Consider the following 19,235-nt stretch of genomic DNA (forward strand, 5'->3'; position numbering starts at 1 on the left):
CCTGAAGATCGCCACCCGGCACCGGATCTTCGGACAGACCACGCGCCCCAGCACCCGAACCGCCTGAAGATCGCCACCCGGCACCGGATCTTCAGACAGACCACGCGCCCCAGCACCCGAACCGCCTGAAGATCGCCACCCGGCACCGGATCTTCAGACAGGCCACGCGCCGCAGCACCCGAACCGCCTGAAGATCGCCACCCGGCGCCGGATGCCGGAGCTCCGGCCGCACCGCCGCCCCACAGGAAGCTCCCAGCGCGCACCCGGTCGCGCACAGACTGGTCCGGGAACATTCTCCCTACGCCGCGCGCGGGCCGCGGCCAGGCCGCCCCGTCATGAGCGCGGCCGGGAGGGATGACGGCACGGATGACGGCGCTCCTCGCGCTGCTGCTGGGCGTGGTGGTGGTCCTGGCCATCACGGCGGCGACGGGCTACTTCGTGGCCCAGGAATTCGCGTACATGGCGGTCGACCGCGCGACGTTGCGCGCAGCGGCGGCGGACGGCGACGCGACGGCGCAACGCACGCTCCAGGTCACCCGCCGCACGTCGTTCATGCTGTCGGGTGCGCAACTCGGCATCACGGTGACGGGCCTGGTGGTCGGTTACGTCGCCGAACCCCTGATCGGCGAGTCGATCGGCGACCTGCTGGGCGGGGTGTCCGTCCCCACCGGCGTCGGCATCGCGATCGGCACCGTCATCGCGTTGCTGTTCTCCACGTTCGTCCAGATGATCTTCGGCGAGCTGTTCCCCAAGAACCTCGCCATCGCCCGTCCGGAGCCGGTCGCACGGGCGCTGTCGCGTTCGACGGTCGTCTACCTGGCGGTGACGGGTTGGCTCATCTCGATCTTCGACGCGTCGTCGAACGCGCTGCTGCGGCTGTTGCGCATCGAGCCGGTGCACGACGTCGAGCACGCCGCCAGCACCCGTGACCTCGAGCGCATCGTCGCCGACTCCCGCGAGACCGGCGACCTGCCGGCACCGCTGTCGGTGCTGCTCGACCGCGTGATCGACTTCCCGTCCGAGGACGTGCGCCACGCGATGGTGCCGCTGTCGCGCGCCGACACCGTCCTCGGCGCTGCCACCGTCGACGAATTGCGCGCGATCATGCACACCGGCCACTCCCGCTACCCGGTGCTCGACCCCCGCGGACGGGTGCTGGGCGTCGTCCACCTCGTCGACGTCCTCGGCGCCGACGACGCCGCGACCGCCGCCGACGTCGCCCGTCCGGCGTGCGTGGTGCCCGAGTCGATGCCGTTGCCCCGCGCCCTCGCGACGCTCACCGGTTCGCGCGAGCAGATGGCCTGCGTGCTCGACGAGTACGGCGGCCTGGCCGGCGTGGTCACCCTCGAGGACCTCGCCGAGGAGGTCGTCGGCGAACTGACGGACGAGCACGACACCGAGCCGCCGCTGCTCGTGCGGCGCGACGGCACCGATCACTGGACGGCGCCGGGCGACGCCCACCTCGACGAACTCGAGCGCATTCTGGGCCTGCACCTGCCGGAGGGCGACTACGAGACGGTGTCCGGACTCGCCATCTCGGCGCACGGCGGTTTCCCCGCCGTCGGCGACACCGTCGCCGTGCCGCTGCCCGCCGAACCCGACGACCTGCTGCTCGACGACCCGCCCCGTCGCGTGCTGGTCGTCGAAGTGACCGAGGTCGGTGACCACGTGCCCACGCGGGTGCGGCTGCGGGTCGACGTCTCGGCGAGCACCGGGTCCGGCGCCACCACCGACGGGGACCGCTGATGGACAACCCCGTCGTGGTCGTGGTCGTGACGTTCGCGATCATCGCCGCCAGCGCCTTCTTCGTGGCTGTCGAGTTCGCGGTCATCGCCGCCAAGAAGCACCGCCTCGAGGACACCGCTGCCTCGAGCCGGTCGGCGCGCGCCGCGCTGCGCAGCGCGTCCGAGCTGACGCTGCTGCTCGCGGGCTCGCAGCTGGGCATCACCGTCTGCACGCTCGCGCTGGGCGCGATCAGCAAGCCCGCCGTGCACTACTGGCTGACGCCGGTCTTCGAGGGCTGGGGTCTGGCGAGGTGGGCCGCGGACGCGATCGCGTTCGTGCTCGCGCTGGTCGTCGTGACGTTCCTGCACCTCGTCGTCGGCGAGATGGCGCCGAAGTCGTGGGCGATCGCGCATCCGGAGAGATCAGCGACCATGCTGGCGTTGCCGATGCGTGCGTTCATGCTGGTGTTCCGTCCGACGCTGCGCCTGCTGAACGGGTCGGCGAACTGGTGCCTGCGTCGCGCCGGCGTCGAACCGGCGGACGAGCTCGCCAACGGCCAGGACCCCGCCGCGTTGCGCCAGCTCGTCGAGCACTCGGGCGACGTCGGCACGCTCGACGCCGCACAGTCGGACGCGATCACCACGGCACTCGACTTCGACACGACCCCGATCGCGGACCTCGTCCGCCGCGAACGTCCCACCGGGGTGGCGGCCGGCGCGACGGCGGGCGACGTGCGCGACGCCGCGCGAGCGTCCGGTCACCTGCGCATCCTCGTGCTCAACGGCGATCGCGGCGCCGACGGCGATCGCGGCGCCGTCGGCGTCGTGCATGTACGGGACACGCTCGACCGGCCCCGCGACGCGTCGCTCGACGGCCTCGTCCGGACGGCGTTCCGCCTGCCGCACGACACCACGCTGCACGACGCGCTGCTGCGCATGCAGGGCGCCGGAGCGCAGCTCGCCGTCGTCACCGGCGACGACGGCGCGATGCTCGGGGTCGTCACCGTCACGGACGTTCTCGGCAGGCTGCTGCGGGCCGATGGCTCTACCGTGAAGGCGTGACCCGCGTCCGTCCGCTGCTGCTCGCGCTGGCCGCGGTCGTCGTGATCGCGGGAGCCGTGCTGGTGATCGTCCGGCCCGCGGACGGCGACAAGGGTGATGCTCCCGCGGCGGGCGCTGTCGGTTCCGTCGCGAGGGCGACGATCACCGCCGACGACGGCACCACGCTGTCGGCGCAGGTGGTGCGCCCCCGCAACCGCGGCAAGGCTCCGCTCGTGGTCATGCCGGCGAGTTGGGGGCAGCCCGCCACCCAGTACGAGTCGATCGCGCGCGAGTTCGCCGCGACCGGCTACGTGGTGGTGGCGTACGCGCAGCGCGGGTTCGCGGGGTCGCAGGGCGATGTCGACTTCATGGGTGAGCGCACGCAGCGCGACGTGACGGACGTGATCGACTGGGCGCTGACGAGTCTGCCCGTCGACCCGAGTCGCATCGGCGCGTTCGGGATGTCCTACGGCGCAGGCGCTTCACTGCTGGCAGCCGCGCGCGACAAGCGCATCCGCGCCGTCGCGGCGCTCAGCGGTTGGACCGACTTCGCCGGCTCGTTCGACCCGGCGGGCACGCCAGGCACGCGTGCGCTCGCGCAGCTGCTCGGTGTGAAGGACGCGCGTCTCGACGACCGGCTGACCGCGTTGCGCACGGCCGTCCGCACGAAGCCCCGGACGGTGGGCGCGACGCTGCGCGCGATGTCGCCGACGCGGTCGGCGATCGACGTCGTCGACGACCTCAACCGCAACAAGCCCGCCGTGCTGCTCGCGAACGGCTTCCAGGACTCGATCTTCCCGCCCGGCCAGCTGGTCACCTTCTTCGACCGGCTCACCACCCCGAAGCGGTTGCAGCTGGCGCCCGGAGACCACGGCGGGCCCGAGGGCAGCGCACTGACGGGCGCGCGCAACGCCACCGTCGGCGACGCGCTGAGCTGGCTCGACCACTACCTGCGCGGCGCCGACAACGGCATCGCCGACGAGAACCCGATCGTGCTGCGTGACGTCCGCACCACGTCCGTCCACACGTACGAGAAGTGGCCGGACGGCGGGCGGGCGATCGCCCTCGGCGTCCCCGGATCGACGAAGCAGACCGGTTCCGGCATCGACCGCACCTGGCGCGCGAACCTCACCGCGACCGGTGACTCGGTCGCGACCAGCGGGCCGTACACGACGCCGTTCGCGACCTACGAGCCCGTCGGTGCCGACCTCTACGGACTGACCCGATCGCTGTCGTTCGTCTGGACCGGACCCGTCGTCGAGACGCCCACCGGCGTGAACGGGTCGGCGACCCTGCGCGTGAGTCTGGCGTCCGACCGGGCGCGCGGCACCGTTGTCGCGTACCTGTACGACCTCGGCACCGACGGCGGGAAGGCGCGGCTGATGTCCGTGCAGCCGTACTCGTTCACCGGGTGGGAACCCGGCCGCGCGCGCCCGGTCACGATCACGATGCAGCCGATCTCGTGGACGGTCCCGGCCGGCCACCGGCTCGCCGTCGTCGTCGACTCCGGCGACCCGCGCTACACCGAGCTCAACACCTTCGGGCAGACGATCACCGCGTCGTCGACGAAGGCCTCCCCCGCGACGCTGACGGTGCCGACCGGCGGCTGACCCGTCCCCTCACCCGCAGGACTGCTGCTCGGTGGTCACCGCGAGCGGGGTGACGCCGGGCTGCTGCCAGACGACGGCGGGACGGCCGTCGCCGGCGGGTTCGCGCAGGTGCAGGATGATCGTCCGCGTCGTGCCCCGGGGGATCTCGAGCTCCATGCGGAAGAGCGGACGGCCGAGGTCGCGCAGCTCGGCGGCGGACGTCCGCCTGCCGTCCATGGTGACGCCGAGCAGTTGCGCGCCGGCGCTGGCGTAGAAGTCCATGACCTGGCGGACGTCACCGGGCTTCGCGCCTGGTGGCGGATCGTCGGCGCGACCGACGACGTAGGGCGGCAGCCCCGACGCGGGCGCGTTGTTGGTCAGCTTGACGGTGGCGACGATGTCGCGGCTCGACCCGCACCCGGTGCGCGTGTACGCGAGCTCCCGCGTCAAGTAGAAGTCGATCTTTCCACCGGAGGCGTTGTTCAGCACCAGCCCGGCGAGGGCCCTGGACGCCGGCGGCAGGGTGCCGCCGTAGTGCGTCTCGACGATGGCGCGCTGCACCTCGGGGTCCCGGCTCCACGCGAGCAGCCGTTGCTGGTCGGCCGACGCCGTCGCCGCCTGCAGCATCGCCAGACCGCTGCCCGCGCCGCTGGTCACCTTCTGCGACACCGCGCGCAGGACGTCGACGACGAACTCCTTACGGCCCGTGAAGTCGTCACGGAAGATCTGGTACTGATCACGCTGCAGCAGCGCGACGACGTTCTGCGCGGACACCACCTGACCGCGCGCGGTGACCGGACCGGTGCCGGCGAGGAAGTACGCGAGCACCGTCGGGTCGAGCGCGAGCACCCCGTCGATGCGCTGTCCGCTCAGCTTCTCGTACATGCCCGCCCAGATGCGGGCGGCGTAGCGGAAGTCGGGACTCACGTTGGAGTTGTAGAACGACTGCGTCGGCAGGCTCCGTCCGTACGCCTGCTGGTAGTCGCGCCCGAACCTCACGCCCGAGGCGAACAGGTTGCCCCGGCCCGGCGCGCGCAGCGCGGCGTTGCTCTCGAAGCGCACGAAACGCACGACACCCTGGTCGGCGACGGCGATCGCGAACGCGCCGGGAAGCCCACCGGTGCCGCGCAGCTCGGCCTCGTTCTGCAGCCCGACGAAGTACCGCTGCGGACGGTCCTCGCCCAGCATCGTGGGCAGCACCCGCGAGACCCGCGCCGCGGCATCGACGTATCCCTGCAGCTCGTGCATCGTCGTCGTCAGCGTCGCGCGGCCGCGGTCGACGGCACCGAACCAGGTGCTCGCCGGCAGCGCGTCGATGCGGCGGACGGCCGTACCCATCGACGTGGCTGCTCGCTGCAGTACCGGCGCCGCACGGTCGAGGGCGGCGAGGTCGACCCGGTTGCCGGCTGCCCGCACCCGGTTCGGGTCGATCTCCTTCGAGACGCGCACCAGCTCGGGCACGACCTGCGTGCCGATCGTGCCGGTGGCGGCGGCGGTGCCGCGGGCGACCTCGACCGGTTCGCCGAGCAGCGGGATCTGTGCGGCCGTCCACCAGGCCGGACCGGTGGTGAGGTCGTGCACGGCCTGCGCGTCGGACGGGATCTGTTCGGCCGCCTTGCGGGCGGCCGCGACGTCACCTGCCGCGACGAATGCGCGCACTTGCGCAAATCTGTTGTCGAGATCGTCCAGCTTCGAGCGTGCCATCAGCGCCGTGATCACGAGCCACAGCGTGCCCAGCACCACGACGGTCGCGAGGCCGTAGAAGGAGACGAGCAGCACGCGGCGGTGCCGCGCGACGAAGGCTCGCGTCCGGCGGCGCGCGTGACGCGACCAGCGGCGCAGTCGCCGCCGCACCCGGCGCACCCGGTTCGCGTCCGCGTACGCCGACCGGCGCCGCCGCGATCGCGGGACCCGTGTCGTGCGCGACGGGGGCGGTCCGGGCTCGGGGCGCGGCCCGAGGGCCGGACGCGCCGTGGCGGTTCCCCGGCGCACCGGAAGGCCGGACGGCAGCGGCCGCGGCCGGTGCGTCGTCATGGCGGGTGGCAGGTCGGCGCGGCGTCAGCCGAGCGACTTCTTGACCTCGTCGTACACCCAGCGGTAGGTGCGCTCGAGGCCGTCGGCGAGGGTGATGCCCGGTTCCCAGTCGAAGCGGCGGCGGATCTCGGTGTTGTCGCTGCTGCGGCCGCGGACGCCCTGCGGCGCGCTGAGGTCGTGCGTGCGCTCGACCTTGATGCCGGCGATGGTCTCGACGATGTCGACGAGCTGGTTGATCGAGACGAGCTCGTCGCTGCCCAGGTTCACCGGGTGCGGGTCGGCGCTGTCGGTGATGCGACGGGTGCCCTCGACGCAGTCGTCGATGTACATGAAGGTGCGCGTCTGGTGGCCGTCGCCCCAGATGTCGATCTCGTGCCTGCCGGTGATGACGGCGGTGGCGATCTTGCGGCAGATGGCCGCCGGCGCCTTCTCCCGGCCGCCGGTCCAGGTGCCGTTCGGGCCGTAGACGTTGTGGTAGCGCGCGACGCGGGTCTGCACGCCGTAGTCCTCGAGGAAGTGACGGGCCATGCGCTCGCTGAACAGCTTCTCCCAGCCGTACCCGTCCTCGGGCATCGCCGGGTAGGCGTCGGACTCCTTGAGCGCGGTGACGTCCGGGGACGTCTGGTGCTCGGCGGCGTACACGCACGCCGACGAGCTGTAGAAGTAGCGCTCGACCCCGTTCTCGCGCGCTGCCTGCAGCACGTGGGTGCTGGTGAGCACCGACAGCATGCACAGCGCCTTGTTGTTCTCGATGAAGCCCATGCCGCCCATGTCGGCGGCCAGGTTGTAGACCACCGCGGCGCCCTCGACGGCGGCGCGTGCGTTCTCGAGCAGCGAGACGTCCGCCTGCACGTTCTGCACGTCCGGGTGGACCTGGTACCACTCGTCCAACGGTTTGACGTCGACGCTGCGGACGGTCTTGCCCTCGGCCAGCAACCGCGCCACCAGGTGGCCGCCGATGAAGCCGCCGCCGCCGGTCACCACGGCGTCCACAGTCCGGTTCTTCTCGCTCATCAGCGTGTGCCTCTCAGGTGTTCCGGGGGGAGATGGTGCGGTGCCGGGCACTTCGGGCGTCGGGGGCGCCGTCGAGAAGAGCTGCGTCGGCCTCACGGTCGTGACCGTTCGTCCGGGTGCCCGTGAGCTGCGCCAGGGGCTTCGCATTCCTGGCCTTGGGGTTCCTGCCGTTCTTCTTCTGCAACGACTGTCCGACCTCTTCGTTGCGGTAGTACTCGAAGCCGTAGTCCCGCTCGCCGCGGCGGACGGGCACGCGGTTGAGCACGACGCCGAGCAGGCGCGCGTCGACCCTGGACAGGTTCTGGGACGCATGCTTGACGTGGGTCTCGGTAGTGACGTTCTGCCGGGCGACGAGCAGGGTGCCGTCGGCCAGCGCCGCCACCTCGGAACCGTCCGCCACGGGGAGCAGCGGCGCGGTGTCGATGACGACGTAGTCGATGGTGTCGAGAAGCGAGCGGATCGCGTCGCGGACGTAGGTCGAGGCGAGCACCTCGCTGGGATTGGGCGGCGTCGGACCGGACGCCAGCACGTACAGGTTCGGCTCGACCGTCTGCAGCGCGTCGTGCAGTTCGACCTGCTGGATGAGCACGTTGGTGAGGCCGACGGCGCCGGTCAGCCCCAGTACGGACGCCACCGTCGGGCGACGCAGGTCGGCGTCGACGAGACAGACGGTGAAGCCGGCCTCGGCGAGCGTGGCCGCGAGGTTGATGGCCACGCTCGTCTTGCCCTCCGCGGGGATCGAGCTGGTCACCGCCAGCACGCGCGGGTGGTCGTCCACGTTCGCGAACTGAAGATTTGCGCGCATCTGCCGAAAATTCTCGGCGCGGGTCGTCCTGGCGTCGGAGCGGGCGGCGATGGGGGCCGTCTTGATGGACGGGTCCTCGACGATGACCCCCATGACCGGCGCGTCGGCCGTCTTCGCGAGGCTCTCGGCGTTCTTGATGCGGTTGTCGAGCAGGTCGCGCACGACCGCCACCGCGGCCCCCAGCAGCAGACCGAGCAAGAGGCCCAGCGCCACGTTGAGCACCGGCTTGGGGCTGACCGGCGCGCTCGGCTGGTCGGCGGGCCCGGTCACGAACAGCTTGACCGACGAACTGAACTTCTCGACCGAGGCCCGGAAACCGTACGCCGCCGAGTTGGCCAGCTCGGTGGCGCGGGCGGCGCTGCCGTCGGTCGCGCTGACCGAGATGATCGACTCGCCCGCACTGGCGGTTGCGCTGATCTTGTCCTTGATCTGGCGGGCGGACAGCCCCAGGTGCAGGTCCTGCTCGACGTACTTGGCCACGTCGGGGTTGTCGATGGTCTTGGCGTAACTGGTCACCTGGTACTGCACGTAGGTGTTGTCCTGGTTCTGCAGCGCCCCAGTGGTATTGCTGGCCACGACGAGTACCTGGGCGGTGGCCTGGTAGGTGGCCGGCGTCAGCGCGGTGACGACGACGGCGAGGGCGGTCGCCACGAGCACGAAGGCCACGACAGTGGCCCACCGCTCGCGGAGGATCCGCAAGTACGAACGCAACGACACGACGGACCGTCCCCTGCTTGGCGATCGCAGCCGGGTCTCCCGGGGGAGCCGGCCGCCCAGAGCCCCGGCGAACCCTGGTGGTGCACGGCTTAACTAGCCGGAGCCGATTGGGTTACGGTCCGTCCGCCGGGTCGTCCTGCCGCCGGAGCGATCTGCTGCGTGACGTTCCGGCGTCCGGGACGTTGGTCACGGCAGGTGCTGCCGGAGCACCGACCGACCCTCCCGTCAGGAGCGTGATGCGCGACGTGTCCGCCCGACTGCGCCACGGCCCCATCGGTGCCGTGGTCATGCTGGTGCTCATGGTGCCGATCGAGGTGCTCGCCCTGCGGGCGGGCTCGCTCGGCGTCGTGCTGCTCGGGGGCGTCGCCGCACTGGCCGCGGTCGTCGTGTTCACCTCCGCCGACCTGGTGAAGGTGGGGCTGGGAGCGACCTACCTGTCGGCCGCCACCCTGTCGTGGAACGGCTGGTTCGTGGGGCCGCTGCGTCCGGGCGACGTCCTGCCGCTGCTCGCTCTGCTGTCGTTCGCGTTCGGTGCGCCGCAGGCGTTCCGCGCCCCGCCGTGGTGGATCAAGCAGCTCGCCTACGGCCTGGTGCTGCTGTGCCTGCTGCTCGTGCTCTTCCCGACGCCGACGTCGTACCTCGACCAGCGGACCGTGCTCGGCGCCGAGGGCAACCCGGTGAACCGCGTCAACACGGGGCTCGAGGTCGTCAACGTCCTCGTCACCCTGAAATTCGTCATCGCGATCGCCGCCATCCCGGTGTGCTTCGCCGCGGCGGCGCTGCTGCGCCGCTCGGCCGTCCGCTGGATGGCGGTCCTGTTCTGCGTCGGCAACGCCGTCCAGGGCTTCGTGGCGTTCGCCGACCGCGAGCTGGGCACGAGCATCGGGCAGCTGCTCACCGGCCTGCCTGCGCAGGGTGACCGCGCGGTCGGCTTCTCCAACCATCCGAACTTCCTGGCCGAGGCGCTCGTGCTCGCCGCACCCTTCGCCTGCTGGTTGCTGACCTCGCACGTGCGGGTCGAGCGCTGGGTGGGTGCGGTGAGTCTCGTGAGCGTCAGCCTGGGCACCTACGCCAGCGGCTCGCGCGGCGGCACCGTCTGCCTGCTCGTCGCCGTCGTGCTGGCGTTCGTGCTGCTGCCGCGCACCCGTGGTTCGGCGCCGGCGATCGTGCTCGGCGGCGTGGCGGCCATGGGGGTGGTCGCCGTCGTCTTCCCGTCCGTCGGCCTGGGGATCCTCAAGGCCACCCGCCTGTACGGCAACGACACCACGGAGGGCTCCGACACCGTCCGCGAGCGGGTCGCCGACCAGGGCCTGCGCGACTTCTTCTTCTCGCCCGTCAAGGGCATCGGCATGCAGGCGTCGACCGACGCGTCCCAGGTCTACCTGCAGCAGCTGCAGGCCGGCGGTCTCGTGCTGTTCACGATCATGTCGATCTACCTCGTCGCGGCGTCCTGGGACTCGTTCAAGCTCATCCGCAACACCCCGATCGCGGCGGCGATCTGCGCGGCGGTGGTCGCGAAGGTGCCCATGAACTTCGTCGAGACCAGCCTCACCGACCGCTTCTACTACCTGCCCGAGGCGATCCTCGCCGCCCTGCTCGCGGTCACGAAGGGACGCGAGTACCTGGCGTCCCAGCCGGCCGGCGCGGACGCCGGAGACGACGAGTTCGCCCCCCGCCCGAAGTCCGGGACCCGCTTCGAGGAGGCCGTCCGATGACGCTCGCGACCAAGGTCGACTCGTTGCGCCACGAGGCGCGGCGGGTCGGCCAGACGACCCGCACGTTCGACAACTGGCCGGGGTTGCTGCGCGACATGGCCGCCCAGAAACTGGGTCGCGGCGCCGGTGAGCTCACCTTCGCGGTGAAGGACGGGCCGCGGCTGACCGTGCCCAACGTGCCGGGCGCGCGACTTGCGCTCTACGAGCAGTTCGCCGAGGACTGCTACCGCCTGCGCACGCTGCTCGAGCCGTTCCGTGGGCGCCCGCTGTCGGTCCTGGACGTCGGTGCGCACGTCGGCTCGTTCACGGTCAACCTCGCGCGGCTGCACCCGGACGCGCAGGTGACCTGCTACGAACCGTCCGCCGACAGCGCGCGCTACCTGCGCCGCAACCTGGCCGCCAACGCCCTGGACGACCGCGTCCGCGTCGTCGAGGCCGCCCTCGCCGCCACCGAGGGCACCGCGCTGTTCGACGACAACAGCGGCGGCAGCGTCCACAACGGGCTGGTCGCCGACGGCGAGCGCCTCGTCGACGGCAGCGACCAGCTCACGGCCCGGCACACCGTCGAGGTGCCGACGACCACCTTCGACGCGGCGGTCGCCGCCGCGGGCCGTCCGCCCGAGCTGGTGAAGCTCGACTGCGAGGGCGGCGAGTACGCGATGGTCTACGCCTCGTCCCCCGCGTCGTGGGCGAGCGTGCAGCGGGTCGTCATGGAGTACCACGTCGTCGAGGGCGAGACCTGGGACGAGCTGCGCAGCTGGCTGGCCGAGGCCGGGCTGCACGTCATCCGCCACGAGTCGGACGCGCCGCGCATCGGCACCGCCTGGCTCAGCCGAGACCGGAAGGCACACGTGTGACCATCGCGAACCGCGCCCTGCGCGCCCGGGTCTACTGGGCGCGACGTCTCGTGCAGACGCCCCGGACGTTCACCAACTGGCCGGACGTGTTCAGACACATGGCCCTCGGCCGTGGTGGCCGTGGTCCGGACACGCTCACGTTCCGCACCCGCACCGGCGTCCGCATCGACACCCCGAACCGGCCCGGCGCCCGGGTGCCGGTCTACGAGATCTTCGCCGAGGACTGCTACCGCCTCGAGTGGCTGCTCGGCCCCCTGCTGCGCGAACCACTGCAGGCCGTCGACATCGGGGGCCACGTCGGCACGTTCTCCGTCCGCCTCGCGCAGCTGCACCCCAAGGCGACCGTCGCCGCGTTCGAGCCCTCGCCGACGACGGCGTCGTTCCTGCGCCGCAACGTCGAGCAGAACGGCGTCGCCGACCGCGTCACCGTCACCGAGGCGGCGCTGTCCGGCTCCACCGGGTCGGCCGGGTTCGACGACAACGGCGCCGGCAGCGGGCTCAACGGCCTGCTCGCGGCGCGCTCCGCCGGCACCGGCACGGCCACCGAGGTGCGCACGGTCGCGTTCGACGACGTGGTCGCCGCGCTGGCCTCGCCGCCGCAGCTGGTCAAGATCGACTGCGAGGGCGGCGAGTACGACCTCGTGCTCGGGTCCGATCCGGCGAGCTGGCGGTCGGTCCGCCGCGTGGTCATCGAGTTCCACCCGGTCGAGGGCCACGGCTGGCCGGAGCTGCGCGAGTTCTTCGCCGGTGTCGGGTTGACCGTGCAGGACATCGAGACGCTCGACGGGTACGGCTGCGCGTGGCTCTCGCGCGACCCGCTGCCCGTGCGCTGAGCGATGGTCCGCCTGCCGCCGCGGCTGCGGCCGCTGTTCCCCTACCTGAAACCGGTCTACACCGCCGGCACGCGCACCGCCGCGCCCGTCACGTCCCGCCTCGGGCTGCCACGCACCGCGGTGCGCTCGCTCGCCGAGGCCGCCGCCACGACGGGCGGGCGGTGCGTCACCGCCCGCCCGGCCGAGACCCTCGACCGCACGCCGCAGCTGGGCGTGCCCGCCGACCTGCCCGCCACGGACACTGCCGACCCGCACGTCGGCGCCGTCGACGCCGCGGAACTGCCCGGCGGACGGGTGCTGGGCCCGCACCGCGCGGTCGTCACGGCGCGCGGCGCGCTCGTGCACGACGTCAGCCGCTGGTTCGGCACGGCACGGCCGCGGGAGCACCCGCTGTACCTGCGCCCGCGTCCCGCCCCGCCGCTCGAGGTGCCCGGCCGGCTCGCCGTGCTCGCGTCCCGGGCGGACGCGAACTACTACCACTTCCTCTTCGACGTACTGCCCCGCGTGGGCGTCCTCGAGGCATCCGGCCTCGATGCGCCCGACCACTGGTACCTGCCGCAGACGACCGGGTTCCAGCGCGAGGCGGCGGAGCTGCTCGACCTCGGGGACGTCGTGGACGCGGACGCGCACCCGCACGTGCGGGCGGAGGTGCTGGTCGTACCCGCCCCGCCCGCGATGACGGAGAAGAACCCGCCGTGGGTGGTCGAGTTCCTGCGCTCGCAGCTCGCGTCCCGCGTGGGCGTCCCGACAACACGGCGGCGGCTGTACGTGACGCGCGGTCCGTCCGCGAACAACCGGTCCGTGACGAACGAGGCCGAGGTCATCGACCTGCTGGCGTCGCACGGGTTCGTCGCGATCGACCCGGGCGCGATGTCGCTGGCCGACCAGATCCGGGCGTTCGGGTCCGCGGAAGCCGTCGTGGCCCCGCACGGCGCCGCGCTCGCCAACCTCGCCTTCGTGCCCGCGGGCGGCGCGGTCGTCGAGCTGTTCCCTGCCGGGTGCCGGCTGCCCGACTTCTGGGCGCTCGCGTGCAGCGCCGGGCTGCGCTACCGCTACCTGTCCGCGCCGGGTCGCGCGACGTCGCGCGGCGGCGCGCTCGTCCGCGACATCACCGTCGACCTCGACGGGTTGCGCGGGCTGCTCGGCGTACTCCTTCGAACGGATGGACGTGTCGATGTCCACTAACCTCCCGACCGTGACCGCCCCCGCCGTCGGCGCGAGCAGCGAGTCGCTCGGCTTCCGCGAACTGGTGTTCAGCGACATGGCGCGCTACCGCGCCGACGCGAACCCCAGCTGGCTCAAGGTTGCCGCGCGCTGCCTCACGATCCCCGGCATGATCGCGTCCGTCATCGTGCGCGCGCAGCAGGTGCTGCACCGCTCCGGACGGACGCTGCCGGCGAACCTGCTGCGGACGCTCGGCAACGTGCTGCTGGGCGCCGACTTCGGTCCCGGCATGGTCATCGGCACCGGACTGATGCTGCCCCACCCCGCCGGCGTCACCATCGGCTTCGGCCTGCGCATCGGCGACAACGTCACCCTCGCCGGCGGCGCCACCGCCGCCGCGCGCTACTACGAGGACGGCCACGGCGACCAGGAGTTCGCGACGATCGGTGACGACGTCGTCGTCGGCGCGCACGCGGTGCTCGTCGGCGGCGTGGTCATCGGCGACGGCGCCATGATCGGCGCGAACTCCACGGTGCTCAAGGACGTCGCGCCCCGCGCCGTCGTCCTCGGCAACCCGGCTCGCCAGGTGGGGACGAGGGACGAGTCATGACCGAGACCTACGATCCCGCGACGCACTACGACGCCGTCACCGAGGCGTGGCGACTGCTGCTCGGCGAGGAGCTGCACTACGGCGTGTTCGCCACCGGCGACGAGCCACTGCCCGAGGCCACCGGTGAGCTGACCCGGCGCATGACCGAAGCGGCGCGACTGCGTCCCGGCCTGCGGGTGCTCGACGTCGGCTGCGGCTCGGGGGCGCCCGCCGCCCGGCTCGCGCGCGAGCATGGGGTCGAGGTCGTCGGCATCACCACGAGTGCGGTCGGGGTCGAGACCGCCCGCTCCCGCATCGCCGCCGAGGGCCTCGACGGAGTCTCGTTCGAGCAGCGCGACGGCATCGACAACGGCTTCCCCGACGCGTCCTTCGACGTCGTGTGGGCGCTGGAGTCCGCGCACCTGATGCGCGAGCGCGAACGGCTGATCGCCGAGTGCGCCCGTGTGCTGCGGCCCGGCGGCCGGCTCGTGCTCTGCGACCTGACCCGGCACCGCACCATCCCGTTCAGCGAGGTGCGCGAGCGGCGGAAGGACTTCGTGGTGCTGCGCACCGCGTTCGGTGACGCGCACTTCGAGCCCCTCGACTGGTACACGGCCATCGCCGCGGACCACGGACTCGTCGTCGACGTCGTCGACGACCTCACGCAGTCGACGTTGCCGACGTTTGCTCGATGGCGCGCAAACGCCGATCGTTTCCGCAACGAGGTCGAACGGCTGATCGGCGCCGACGGCCGGGATGCGTTCGTCCGCTCCTGCGACATCCTCGAAGGCTTCTGGCGCGACGGCACCTTCGGGTACGGCCTGTTCGCGGCCGACAAACCGACCACGGCGGAGGCAGCATCATGAGCCGGTCAGTGCAGCGGGTCAAGCGGGCGCTGCCCGCGCCCGTCTTCGGCGTCCTCGACAGGCTGGTGTTCGCCCTGCGCCGCGGCCGCATCCGGTTGATCCACCGGCTGCTCGGGCTGCTCGGGCTGAACGTGGCGCGACGGTCGGACTACTACTCGACGCTGCCGGTGCTCGCCGAGATCGAGGCGACACGGTCGCGGTGGGACAGGCCCAGCGAGCTGCCCGGCCTGGACGTCGACGTCGACGCGCTGCGCGACCGGCTCGGCACGTTGGCCTCGCGCTGGGACGCAGAGTTCCGCCGCGTCACCGGCGACTACCTGGCGAACCAGCAGGCCGGTTTCGGACCGGGCTACCCCTACTTCGACGCGCGCACGCTGTACTTCATGCTGCGCGAGCACAAGCCGGCGCGGTACCTCGAGGTCGGTTCCGGGCTGTCGACGTACTACGCGACGCTCGCCGCGGCCCGCAACGCCGACGAGGGCTCGCCGCTGAAGATCACGTGCATCGAGCCGTACCCGTTCCCGGCGCTCGACGAGCTGCCCGGCTTCGAGCTGGTGCGCAGCGTCGTGCAGGACGTGCCGCTCGAGACGTTCTCCGCCCTCGAGGCCGGCGACGTGCTGTTCATCGACTCGTCCCACGCGCTGAAGATCGACAGCGACGTGGCGTACCTGTTCCTCGAGGTGCTGCCACGGGTGAAGCCGGGCGTGTTCGTGCACATCCACGACGTGCCGTTCCCGTACAACACGCCGTTCCCCGCCGACACGTGGTTGTTCGGTGAGCGGTGGCCGCTGTACTGGCAGGAGGCGATGGTCGTGCAGACGTTCCTGGCCTTCAACTCCGCGTTCGAGATGCTGCTGTCGACCCCTCTGCTGCGCCACCACGACGAGGCGTTCCTGCAGCGGGCGTTCGACGACTACGTGCCGGTCGCCGCCGACCCCAACCCGCCCTCGTCGCTGTGGTTGCGCCGCCGCGACTGACTACTTGAGGTGGGGCTGGGTCGCGGCCCAGTCGAGCACCTCACCCGCCATCGCCTCACCTATCGCGCGGTGCACGTCGGCCGAGTAGTGGAAGCCGTCCGGAGTGGGTGACATGCCCTCGGGCGTGACGGTCGCGGCGACCGGGGGCACCGCGAAGGTGCGGACGTTCGGGTCGTCGAGCCGGCGGACGAGATCGGCGACGGCCGCGTTCATCACGTCGATGCGCCGCGCCATGCCGGGGAACCACGACGTGGCCTTGCCGGTGGGCGCGGGCAGCGTCGGCAGCAGCACGAGCGGGTGCCCGGCCTCGTACGTGCGGCGGATCAGTTGGTCGAGGTCACGCACCACCTGCTTGTGACGCCGCCGAAAGGTCGGGTCGAGCCGGGCGTCCAGCTTCGACTGCAGCGCGGCGAGCGACACCCACACCTTGCGCAGCAGGCGATCGCGGTACAGGTCGCGCAGCGGGCTGCGGCGCCGTTTGAGGCTGTTCGCGTGCCGCTCGAGCCACCACGGCAGCACGAGATGGATGCACTCGTAGTGCCCGTACACGAGCACGACCACGTCGGGCGACCACGCGAGGACCTCGCGTTCCCACACCGTCAGCGCGGTCTTCGTCCGCTCGGACGCCACTCCCGACACTCGCACCTCGACCGGGCGCCCGCTCTGCAGCACGGCCCGTTCCATGGCCCGCGGGAAGGCGAGGTCGTCGCGTTGCCAGTCGCGGTCGCCCAGCGCGATGACGGTCGACGCGCCCTTGACGAGGACGCGCAGCGGCAGAGGCAACGGTGCGGTCATGCGGACGTCCTCCGGCAGGGACGAAAGAGAGCTGACACGGACCCTAACGAGCGAGTGCGCCCGCGGGTCACCCTGTCGTGAGGAGTCTCCGCCGACGGGCCGGAAACCCCGTGCTCCGTTAGAGTTCCGACCGAACGCGAGCGACAGGAGACCCCCGCCATGGCCGCCACGCCGGAGCTTGCCGAGCAGACCGTCCGCGACTTCGTGCGCCGCACGAAGAAGATCGACGACCTCGCCCTCGACACCCCGCTGTACGCGGACGGGGTCGGCCTCGACTCGCTCGAGACCGCCGAGCTGTCGGCCACGCTCGAGGACGCGCTCGGCACCGATCCGTACAGCGCCGACGAGATGCCGCAGACGCTCGGCGAGATCGTCGCCTTCTACGCCCGCACGGCGGCGTGAGCCCGTCCGCCGGTGATCGAACTCCTGCGCCGCGCGGTCGCGGACGGCGGTGACCGGCCGGCGATCGTCCTCGACGAGCGCACCGTCTCCTACCGCGAACTGCTGGCGAGCGCCGAGGCCGTCGCCGCGCGGCTGACGTCCGAGGGCATCACCCGGCTCGCCGTGCTCGACCACGATGCCGACGTCGTGCTGCCGCTGCTCGCCGGCGCGGCGCTGGCGGGCGCCGAGGTGTGCCAGTACCCGCCGACGGCCGACGCGACGGAGACGTCCGAGCTCGCCGCGCGTTTCGGCCACGACGTGCTGCTGACCGCCCGCACCGACGTCGCGCTCGCACGGACGATCACGCCCGCCGAGCTGCTGGGCCCCGGCGACGGCGCACCCGCGCCCGCCGACATGCCGGACGCGCGGCCGCTGCTGGTGCTCACCACCGGCACGACGGGCGCTCCGCGCGGTGTCCGCCACGACTGGTCGCGGCTGCTGCGCGCGGCGCGGCGCATCAAGCCCGCTCCGGACCAGCGCTGGCTGCTCGCCTACGGCCTGCACCAGTTCGCCGGCCTGCAGATCGTCGTGCACGTCATGGCCGCAGGTGCGGCACTCGTCGCGCCGGCACCACGCCGACCGCGCGAGGGGCTCGCCGCGATGCGCGCGCACGCCGTCGACCACGCCAGCGCCACGCCCACCTACTGGCGCTTCCTGCTCGCCGAGCTGCGGTCCGACCGCGGTCCGGTGCCCGCCCTGCGCCAGATCACGCTCGGCGGCGAGGCCGTGCCCGGTCCGCTGCTCGACACCCTGCGTGCGACGTTCCCCGACGCGTCGATCTCGCAGGTCTACGCCGCCAGCGAGTTCGGGTCGAGCGGGTCCGTCCGCGACGGCCGCAGCGGCCTGTCGACCGAGGTGTTGCAGCGGGGCGAGGACGCCGACATCGCCATGAAGATCGTCGACGGCGAGCTCTGGGTGCGCTCGCGCGTCGGGATGCTCGGATACCACGGCGATCCTCACGTCGACCCTGACGGCTGGCGCGCGACCGGCGACCTCGTCGAGGTCGTCGGCGACCGCATCCTGTTCCGGGGCCGCAGCTCCGAGATCATCAACGTGGGCGGGGTGAAGGTCCACCCGCTGCCGATCGAGGAGCGTGTCGGCGCGGTGGCCGGTGTCGACATGGCGCGCGTGTTCGGACGTGCCAACAAGCTCACCGGCGCGATCGTCGCCGTCGAGCTCGTCCTCGCCGACGGCGCCGACCCCGAAGCCGTCGAGGCGGCCGTCCGCGCCGCCTGCGCCGACCTGCCCGCCGCCGCCCGCCCTCGCCGCATCGCCATCGTCGACGACGTGACCACCACCGGCGGCAAGATCGTCAGGAGAACGCCGTGATCGACAGCCCGAGCGACGGCCGCGTCGTCCTCGTCACCGGTGGCAGCCGCGGGCTCGGCCTCGGCATCGTCCGCGCGTACCTCGCCTCCGGCGACCGGGTCGGGACCTGCGCCCGCATCCGCACCCCGGAGATCGACGCGCTCGCGGCCGAGTTCCCCGGCCGTCTCGTGTTCGCCCCAGCGGACCTTGCGAAGTCCGCCGACGCGAAGGGCTTCGTCGATGCGGTCATCGCCGAATGGGGTCAGGTCGACGTCCTGATCAACAACGCGGGCGTCGCCCGCGACGGCGTGATGGGCCTGTTCGGCGACGACGACATCGACACCGTCGTCGACCTGAACCTGAAGGGCACCTTCTACGTGACCCGTCTCGTCAGCCGGCGCATGCTGGCCCGCGGCGCGGGCGGCAGCATCGTCAACATCTCGAGCATCGTCGGACGGTCCGGGTACCGCGGCCTCGCGGTGTACAGCGCGACCAAGGCCGCCCTGGACGGGTTCACCCGCGCTCTCGCACGCGAACTGGGTTCGCGGGGCATCACCGTGAACTCGATCGCGCCCGGGTACCTGCGCACCGAGATGAGCCACGGCCTCGACGAGGCGCAGCTCGAACAGATCGTCCGGCGCACGCCCGCGGGCCGCCTCGGCGAGCCCGAGGACATCGCGCGAGTGGCACAGTTCCTCACCGACCCGCGCAACTCCTACCTCACCGGCCAGGTCATCGTCGTCGACGGTGGCCTGACCGGGTGACG

At 72.1% G+C, this 19,235-nt stretch carries 17 protein-coding genes; 13 read left to right on the top strand and 4 right to left on the bottom strand.

Going from position 1 to position 19,235, the window contains the following annotated elements; all coding sequences use genetic code 11:
* The first annotated feature begins 366 nt into the window (after positions 1–366).
* The 3 genes from ACYVP9_RS16245 to ACYVP9_RS16255 are packed head-to-tail and all read left to right on the top strand — an operon-like array spanning position 367 to position 4,375.
* Positions 367–1,746 carry a hemolysin family protein gene (locus tag ACYVP9_RS16245; protein WP_460605962.1) on the top strand — a complete coding sequence of 460 codons (1,380 nt, stop codon included), beginning with the start codon at positions 367–369 and terminating at the stop codon, positions 1,744–1,746.
* Positions 1,746–2,786, top strand: coding sequence for a hemolysin family protein (locus ACYVP9_RS16250; protein ID WP_460605963.1), 1,041 nt, complete (start codon positions 1,746–1,748; stop codon positions 2,784–2,786). Before ACYVP9_RS16245 ends, ACYVP9_RS16250 begins: the two co-directional genes overlap by 1 nt.
* Positions 2,783–4,375, top strand: coding sequence for a hydrolase CocE/NonD family protein (locus ACYVP9_RS16255; protein WP_460605964.1), 1,593 nt, complete (start codon positions 2,783–2,785; stop codon positions 4,373–4,375). Before ACYVP9_RS16250 ends, ACYVP9_RS16255 begins: the two co-directional genes overlap by 4 nt.
* 9 nt (positions 4,376–4,384) lie before the next feature.
* On the opposite strand, the gene ACYVP9_RS16260 is transcribed toward ACYVP9_RS16255, so the two are convergent.
* The 3 genes from ACYVP9_RS16260 to ACYVP9_RS16270 form a co-directional block, all read right to left on the bottom strand.
* Positions 4,385–6,208: a DUF4012 domain-containing protein gene (locus tag ACYVP9_RS16260; protein WP_460605966.1), complete on the bottom strand. Its 1,824-nt coding sequence runs from the start codon at positions 6,206–6,208 to the stop codon at positions 4,385–4,387.
* Between the two features lie 204 nt (positions 6,209–6,412).
* Positions 6,413–7,402, bottom strand: coding sequence for a Rossmann-fold NAD(P)-binding domain-containing protein (locus tag ACYVP9_RS16265; RefSeq protein WP_460605967.1), 990 nt, complete (start codon positions 7,400–7,402; stop codon positions 6,413–6,415).
* A gap of 13 nt (positions 7,403–7,415) precedes the next feature.
* The gene (locus ACYVP9_RS16270; protein ID WP_460605968.1) at positions 7,416–8,924 is read right to left on the bottom strand and encodes a tyrosine-protein kinase domain-containing protein; all 1,509 of its coding nucleotides are present in this window, start codon (positions 8,922–8,924) and stop codon (positions 7,416–7,418) included.
* Positions 8,925–9,160: 236 nt separating this feature from the next.
* Here ACYVP9_RS16270 and ACYVP9_RS16275 point away from each other — a divergent pair, with 236 nt between their 5' ends.
* The 7 genes from ACYVP9_RS16275 to ACYVP9_RS16305 are packed head-to-tail and all read left to right on the top strand — an operon-like array spanning position 9,161 to position 15,925.
* The gene (locus ACYVP9_RS16275) at positions 9,161–10,639 is read left to right on the top strand and encodes an O-antigen ligase family protein (protein WP_460605969.1); all 1,479 of its coding nucleotides are present in this window, start codon (positions 9,161–9,163) and stop codon (positions 10,637–10,639) included.
* Positions 10,636–11,496: a class I SAM-dependent methyltransferase gene (locus ACYVP9_RS16280; RefSeq protein WP_460605970.1), complete on the top strand. Its 861-nt coding sequence runs from the start codon at positions 10,636–10,638 to the stop codon at positions 11,494–11,496. The genes ACYVP9_RS16275 and ACYVP9_RS16280 overlap by 4 nt, the downstream gene beginning before the upstream one ends.
* Positions 11,493–12,329 carry an FkbM family methyltransferase gene (locus tag ACYVP9_RS16285; protein ID WP_460605971.1) on the top strand — a complete coding sequence of 279 codons (837 nt, stop codon included), beginning with the start codon at positions 11,493–11,495 and terminating at the stop codon, positions 12,327–12,329. The genes ACYVP9_RS16280 and ACYVP9_RS16285 overlap by 4 nt, the downstream gene beginning before the upstream one ends.
* Before the next feature lie 3 nt (positions 12,330–12,332).
* Positions 12,333–13,514 carry a glycosyltransferase family 61 protein gene (locus ACYVP9_RS16290; RefSeq protein ID WP_460605972.1) on the top strand — a complete coding sequence of 394 codons (1,182 nt, stop codon included), beginning with the start codon at positions 12,333–12,335 and terminating at the stop codon, positions 13,512–13,514.
* Between the two features lie 10 nt (positions 13,515–13,524).
* Positions 13,525–14,103 (top strand): serine O-acetyltransferase, encoded by a 579-nt coding sequence (locus tag ACYVP9_RS16295; protein WP_460605974.1) that lies wholly within the window; start codon positions 13,525–13,527, stop codon positions 14,101–14,103.
* Positions 14,100–14,948 (top strand): methyltransferase domain-containing protein, encoded by an 849-nt coding sequence (locus ACYVP9_RS16300; RefSeq protein WP_460605975.1) that lies wholly within the window; start codon positions 14,100–14,102, stop codon positions 14,946–14,948. Before ACYVP9_RS16295 ends, ACYVP9_RS16300 begins: the two co-directional genes overlap by 4 nt.
* Positions 14,945–15,925, top strand: coding sequence for a class I SAM-dependent methyltransferase (locus ACYVP9_RS16305; RefSeq protein ID WP_460605976.1), 981 nt, complete (start codon positions 14,945–14,947; stop codon positions 15,923–15,925). The genes ACYVP9_RS16300 and ACYVP9_RS16305 overlap by 4 nt, the downstream gene beginning before the upstream one ends.
* Here the strand turns inward: ACYVP9_RS16305 and ACYVP9_RS16310 are convergent, their stop codons facing one another.
* The gene (locus ACYVP9_RS16310) at positions 15,926–16,720 is read right to left on the bottom strand and encodes an SGNH/GDSL hydrolase family protein (protein WP_460605977.1); all 795 of its coding nucleotides are present in this window, start codon (positions 16,718–16,720) and stop codon (positions 15,926–15,928) included. It abuts the gene before it with no gap.
* A gap of 159 nt (positions 16,721–16,879) precedes the next feature.
* Between ACYVP9_RS16310 and ACYVP9_RS16315 the strand changes: the two genes are divergently transcribed.
* From ACYVP9_RS16315 to ACYVP9_RS16325, 3 genes are read left to right on the top strand one after another with little or no spacing between them, the layout of a single operon-like run.
* On the top strand, positions 16,880–17,122 hold the full coding sequence (locus tag ACYVP9_RS16315) for a phosphopantetheine-binding protein (protein WP_460605979.1): 243 nt from the start codon (positions 16,880–16,882) through the stop codon (positions 17,120–17,122).
* A gap of 12 nt (positions 17,123–17,134) precedes the next feature.
* Complete coding sequence (locus ACYVP9_RS16320) at positions 17,135–18,490, top strand: class I adenylate-forming enzyme family protein (protein ID WP_460605980.1); 1,356 nt, start codon at positions 17,135–17,137, stop codon at positions 18,488–18,490.
* A complete protein-coding gene (locus tag ACYVP9_RS16325; RefSeq protein ID WP_460605982.1) occupies positions 18,487–19,233 on the top strand; it encodes an SDR family NAD(P)-dependent oxidoreductase in 747 nt (248 codons plus the stop codon). Before ACYVP9_RS16320 ends, ACYVP9_RS16325 begins: the two co-directional genes overlap by 4 nt.
* Positions 19,234–19,235 lie beyond the last annotated feature (2 nt).

Source organism: Jatrophihabitans fulvus, assembly GCF_054781375.1.